5 protein-coding genes and 1 pseudogene are annotated in these 4,338 nt (G+C 72.1%); 2 read left to right on the plus strand and 4 right to left on the minus strand.

What is annotated here, in order from left to right; genetic code table 11:
- Nucleotides 1–229, minus strand: a 229-nt coding sequence (locus AB0G02_RS29940; protein ID WP_360800478.1) for a winged helix-turn-helix transcriptional regulator, incomplete at its 3' end; no start/stop codon positions are given.
- Nucleotides 230–567: 338 nt separating this feature from the next.
- Here AB0G02_RS29940 and AB0G02_RS29945 point away from each other — a divergent pair.
- Nucleotides 568–1,029, plus strand: a pseudogene (locus AB0G02_RS29945) (DUF4328 domain-containing protein); the annotation flags it as partial.
- Between the two features lie 290 nt (nucleotides 1,030–1,319).
- On the plus strand, nucleotides 1,320–1,673 hold the full coding sequence (locus tag AB0G02_RS29950; RefSeq protein ID WP_360800490.1) for a hypothetical protein: 354 nt from the start codon (nucleotides 1,320–1,322) through the stop codon (nucleotides 1,671–1,673).
- Here the strand turns inward: AB0G02_RS29950 and rfbB are convergent.
- The 3 genes from rfbB to AB0G02_RS29965 form a co-directional block, all read right to left on the minus strand.
- Nucleotides 1,629–2,633, minus strand: a complete 1,005-nt coding sequence (gene rfbB / locus AB0G02_RS29955) for a dTDP-glucose 4,6-dehydratase (protein WP_360800481.1) — start codon at nucleotides 2,631–2,633, stop codon at nucleotides 1,629–1,631. The genes AB0G02_RS29950 and rfbB overlap by 45 nt on opposite strands.
- A 1-nt stretch (nucleotide 2,634) precedes the next feature.
- Nucleotides 2,635–3,417 (minus strand): GntR family transcriptional regulator, encoded by a 783-nt coding sequence (locus tag AB0G02_RS29960; RefSeq protein WP_360800484.1) that lies wholly within the window; start codon nucleotides 3,415–3,417, stop codon nucleotides 2,635–2,637.
- A 108-nt stretch (nucleotides 3,418–3,525) separates the two neighbouring features.
- Nucleotides 3,526–4,125, minus strand: coding sequence for a hypothetical protein (locus AB0G02_RS29965; RefSeq protein WP_360800487.1), 600 nt, complete (start codon nucleotides 4,123–4,125; stop codon nucleotides 3,526–3,528).
- Between the last annotated feature and the right edge of the window lie 213 nt (nucleotides 4,126–4,338).

The raw sequence follows: 4,338 nt of genomic DNA on the forward strand, positions 1-4,338 counted from the left end.
GGTTGAGCTGGACCAGCGTGCGCGGCTTGCCACCCGTCGGCGCACCACGGCCCGCCTCGACCACCAGGCCGTCGCCCAGGAGGTCGCGCACGACCTCCGAGATCGTCGCGCCGGTGAGGCCGGTGGCCGTCGCGAGCTCCACCCGGCTGATCGAGCGCGCCGCCCTGATGACGTCCAGGACCAGGCCACGCGTCTTGGGCCGGTTCGCCCAGACCGGGCTTCTCGCCACGGTTCCTCCTCGGCTCCACTGCTTCGCCAGGCTACTTTACCGACCACGCTCGCCGGACCGCCTCCGACCACAACTCGCCAGAGACCGGGTCCACCAGCACCTATCCGTATCGTAGGGAAGTTGACAAAGCCCGTGGAGCCTCCGCTGCGGCAGTGACCGGTCGCGGTGGCGGGCGCGGGCGAGGAGTGGCGAACGGCTGCACCGACGACGGCGCCTCACGTAGGCTGCCGCTCGGGTCGGGGGACCCGTGGAGTGGAGATTCCGTGTTCCGATCCGTGCGCGGCCTTGGGGTCGCGTTCTCCGTGCTGGCCGTGTTGACCGCCCTGTCCGACCTGGTCATGGCCGGGTGGGTGTGGCACCTGCTCGACGTGCTGCAGGACTACACCGACGACCGGATCGGGGATGCGGAGTTCAACCGCACGCTCACCGCGACCGGCGTCCTCGACCTGGGCGGCGCGGTCGCGTACCTCGCCGCGGGCGTGGTGTTCGTGATGTGGACGTGGCACGTCCGCTCCAACGCCGACCTCGTCGCGCCGCACACCCACCACCGGCACGCCAAGCGCTGGGCCATCTGGGGTTGGCTGCCGATCATCAACTTCTGGATCCCGCGCCGGGTGGTGGCGGACGTCTGGCAGGTCAGCCGGCCCCGCCACGAGGCCGAGCGCGGCCTGACCGAGATCAACTGGTGGTGGGGGCTGTTCATCGCCTACCAGGTGATCGACCGGATCACGGACCGGATGGTGGCCCGCAGCGAGACCGCGGACGACCTCGCCACCGGTGGGGCGTTGCTCTTGGTGGTGGCCGCGCTCTCGGTGGCCTCCGCGACGTTCGCCGTGATCGTCGTGCGGCGGATCACCGCCTGGCAGTCCGCGCCCGGCTTCGTCACGCCGCACCAGGCGCCGATGCCCGTCCAGTGGGCCCCGGTCGACGCGCCGCCGCCGCCCACTCCCCCGGTCGCACCGCCCGCCCACGACCCGCGGACGCAGCGCCCGGATAAGCAGTCCGGTCAGCCGACCCGACGACGGCAGCGGTCACCGAACCCACGGGCGCGTGCACGACAAGTGCCACGTCCTGCTGGGGCACAGCGGTGGTGCGGGATTCCACGGCGTTCACCGACGCGGCGAACCGGGCAGGCGGGTTCCACGAGTTGGCGCTGGAGATCGGGGACCGCGACGACGAACGCCTCCACCGCGCGGCGACCGCGTTGTGGCGGGAGACCGCTCTCACCGGCTGCTACCCCGGCGCCGACCGCGAACCGTCCGAACAGGACGAGGTGCCCGTCGGCCTGGCGTCCCCGGAGGAGTTCGGCCACCTGCGCAGCACCGTGCGGACGCCCCTGGGCGGTCCGGTCGTGTGCGGCTGCTTCGCCACCGGCATCGAGGACGGGGCTCGCCGCGGGTCAGGCTCGGGACCGGTGTGCCCACGCGTCTTCGGCCACGGGTGAGCGGTCGCGCAGCGGCTCCCACCAGGCGCGGTTGTCGGCGTACCAGCGGACGGTCTCCCGCAGCCCGGCCTCGAACTCCACGACCGGTTCCCAGCCGAGCTCGCGGCGGATCCTGGAGGAGTCCAGCAGGTAGCGGCGGTCGTGGCCGGGTCGGTCGGGCACCTCCTGCTTCAGCGACGCGGGCAGGCCCAGTTCGTCGAGCACCAGGTCCGCGATCCGCTCCACGCTGGCCTCGACGCCGGTGCCCACGTGGTAGGTCTCACCGACCACGCCCCGGTCGAGCACCGCCTCGATGGCGCGGACGTGGTCCAGGGCGTGGATCCACTCGCGACGGTTGTCCTTCGAGGTGTAGACCGGCAGCGGCCGGCCGTCCAGCGCGTTGGTGGTGAACAGCGGCAGCACCTTCTCCGGGAACTGGTGCGAGCCGTAGTTGTTGGCGCAGTTGGTGATCGTGACCGGCAGGCCGAACGTCTCGTGGTAGGCGCGGACCGCGTGGTCACCGCCCGCCTTGCTCGCGTTGTACGGCGTGCGCGGCCGGTACGGCGACTGCTCCGTGAAGGCCTGTTCGGCGTCCAGCGCGAGGTCGCCGTAGACCTCGCAGGTGGAGATGTGGTGGAAGCGCTCGACACCGACCTGCCGGGCGGCTTCCAGGAGGGCCTGGGTACCCAGCACGTTGGTGCGGAAGAACCGCCCGGGGTCGAGGATCGCGAGGCTGTTGTGCGACTCGGCGGCGAAGTTGACGATCACGTCGACCTGGTGGTCGCGCAGCACCTGCTCGGCGTCGGCGATGTCGGCGTGCACGAACGAGATCCGCTCGCGCACGTCGGCCAGGTTGGTCTCGGTGCCCGCGTAGGTCAGCGCGTCCAACGCGATGACGCTGTCGTCCGGGTGCTCGCGCACCCAGTGGCGGACGAAGTGGGAGCCGATGAACCCGGCCGCTCCGGTGACGAGCACACGCATGTCAGCTCTCCTGTTCGATGCCGGTGATCGGGGCGACCCCCGGCGGTTCGGCGGTCGCGGCGGCGGGCCACCCGCGGAACTCCACCTCCAGCCGGAACCGGTGTCCGAGGTAGCGGTGCTCGGACAGGGCTACAGGCCGGTCGTCCGGTCCCACGGCGAGGCGGCGGACCAGCAGCACCGGGGTGGAGGCGGGGACCTCCAGCAGGTCCGCGACGTGCTGGGAGGCGGCCGTGGCGGCGATGCTCTGGCGCACCACGGCGACCTGGTGCCCGTGGCGGCGCAGGGTTTCCCAGGTTCCCGGGTCCTCCGCGTCCGCGCGGCTGACCGGCGCCGCCAGGGCCAGCGGGACCCACTCGGTCACCACGTCCAGCGGGGTCGTGCCGGCCCGTCGCAACGACTGGACGCGCAGGGTCTCCGCCCGGTCGGGGAGCGCCAGCAGGTGCGCCACGCTGTCGGGCGCGGCGCCGTACCCGTACTCGATCACCGTGCGGGCGAGCGGTACGCCGGCCTCGGTGACCGCCGAACCGGCGTGCTGGAAGCTGCCCAGCGCCAGGGACTGCCCGAACGAAGCGCCCGAGACGACGTACCAGCCCGCGCCCTTGCGTGACGCCAGCAGCCCTTCGGCGCGGAGCTGCTCCAGCGCCCGCCGCACCGTCACCCGACTCACGTCGTACCGACGGCCCAGCTCCGCTTCGCTGTCGAGCGCCCCGGACGGCCCGTAGTCCCCGAGCGCGATGCGTTCGCGCAGTTCAGCGGCGAGCCACTGCGACCGGGAACCTGTCATAACCTGTACCATACAGGCGTGACATAGGGAGCCGCCCAGGACGCCGCCGGCCCGTCAGGGCCGACTGCCCGTCTCCCACGCCGGGGTCGGCCCTTCGGACTTGTTCGTTCAGATGGGCAGGACTTCCAGCGTGCCGGGGCCGGCGACGCGTCGGACCCCGTTGGCGAGGCACTGGATCGGGTCGACGGTCAGGCGGGCGCTGTCGATCACGATCTCGCGGCCGGCGAAGTCGCCGGAGCCGATGGTGGCCAGCACGATCCCGACGCTCTCACCGAGGGGCCGCTGGCTCAGCGTGATGCCCCCGCTGAACACCGACGTGCCCGTGTACCGACCGGCTTCGTCCTCCCACCTCACGGTGCCGCTCGCGTTGGTGAGGGGCGTGTTGAGGGTGCAGCTGAGCAGCCCGGACGCGTGGGCGGTGAAGTCGGCGAACGCGTGGTCCGGGTCGATGACCTGGTTGACGCACGGGCCGAACCTCCCGTTCACGCTCACCGTGTTCAAGCGGGGCAGCACCGTCAGGCCGGGGTCGATGGTCTGCTCGAGGTAGCCGGGGCAGACCACCAGGGGCGCGTCGTCGGCGTGCGCGACCTGCGTGGTGCCCACGGCCGTCGCGAACACCAGCGCGCAACCGGTCAGGAGTGCCGCGAGTCTGCGGATCGGGGCTGAAGATCCGACCGCGGTGGACGCGGTCCGAACGGTACGATTCATGAGCAGTGGTCCCATTCCGCCCCCGGACGTCGCGGCAGTCCTGCCAGGGATGCGTGCTGTGGCGCTCGGGGGCTGTTGTGGTGGTTCGGGGAAAGGCGGTGGCCGCCTCTCGGGGATGGCTCGGACCGGTGACGGTACCGAGACCGCCCCGGCTCGGACCCCGGCTTCACACGATCAGCCGAGCCCGGTTCCGCCTACCGGCCCAGTCCCGGC

The sequence above is a fragment of the Actinosynnema sp. NPDC023658 genome (genome assembly GCF_040639995.1).
Taxonomy (GTDB): Bacteria; Actinomycetota; Actinomycetes; order Mycobacteriales; family Pseudonocardiaceae; genus Actinosynnema.

Bases quoted from the DNA above. Each gene is read 5' to 3' on its own strand.
- rfbB (WP_360800481.1), bottom strand. From the start codon at position 2,633: ATGCGTGTGCTCGTCACCGGAGCGGCCGGGTTCATCGGCTCCCACTTC.
- AB0G02_RS29960 (WP_360800484.1), bottom strand. From the start codon at position 3,417: ATGACAGGTTCCCGGTCGCAGTGGCTCGCCGCTGAACTGCGCGAACGC.
- AB0G02_RS29965 (WP_360800487.1), bottom strand. From the start codon at position 4,125: ATGAATCGTACCGTTCGGACCGCGTCCACCGCGGTCGGATCTTCAGCC.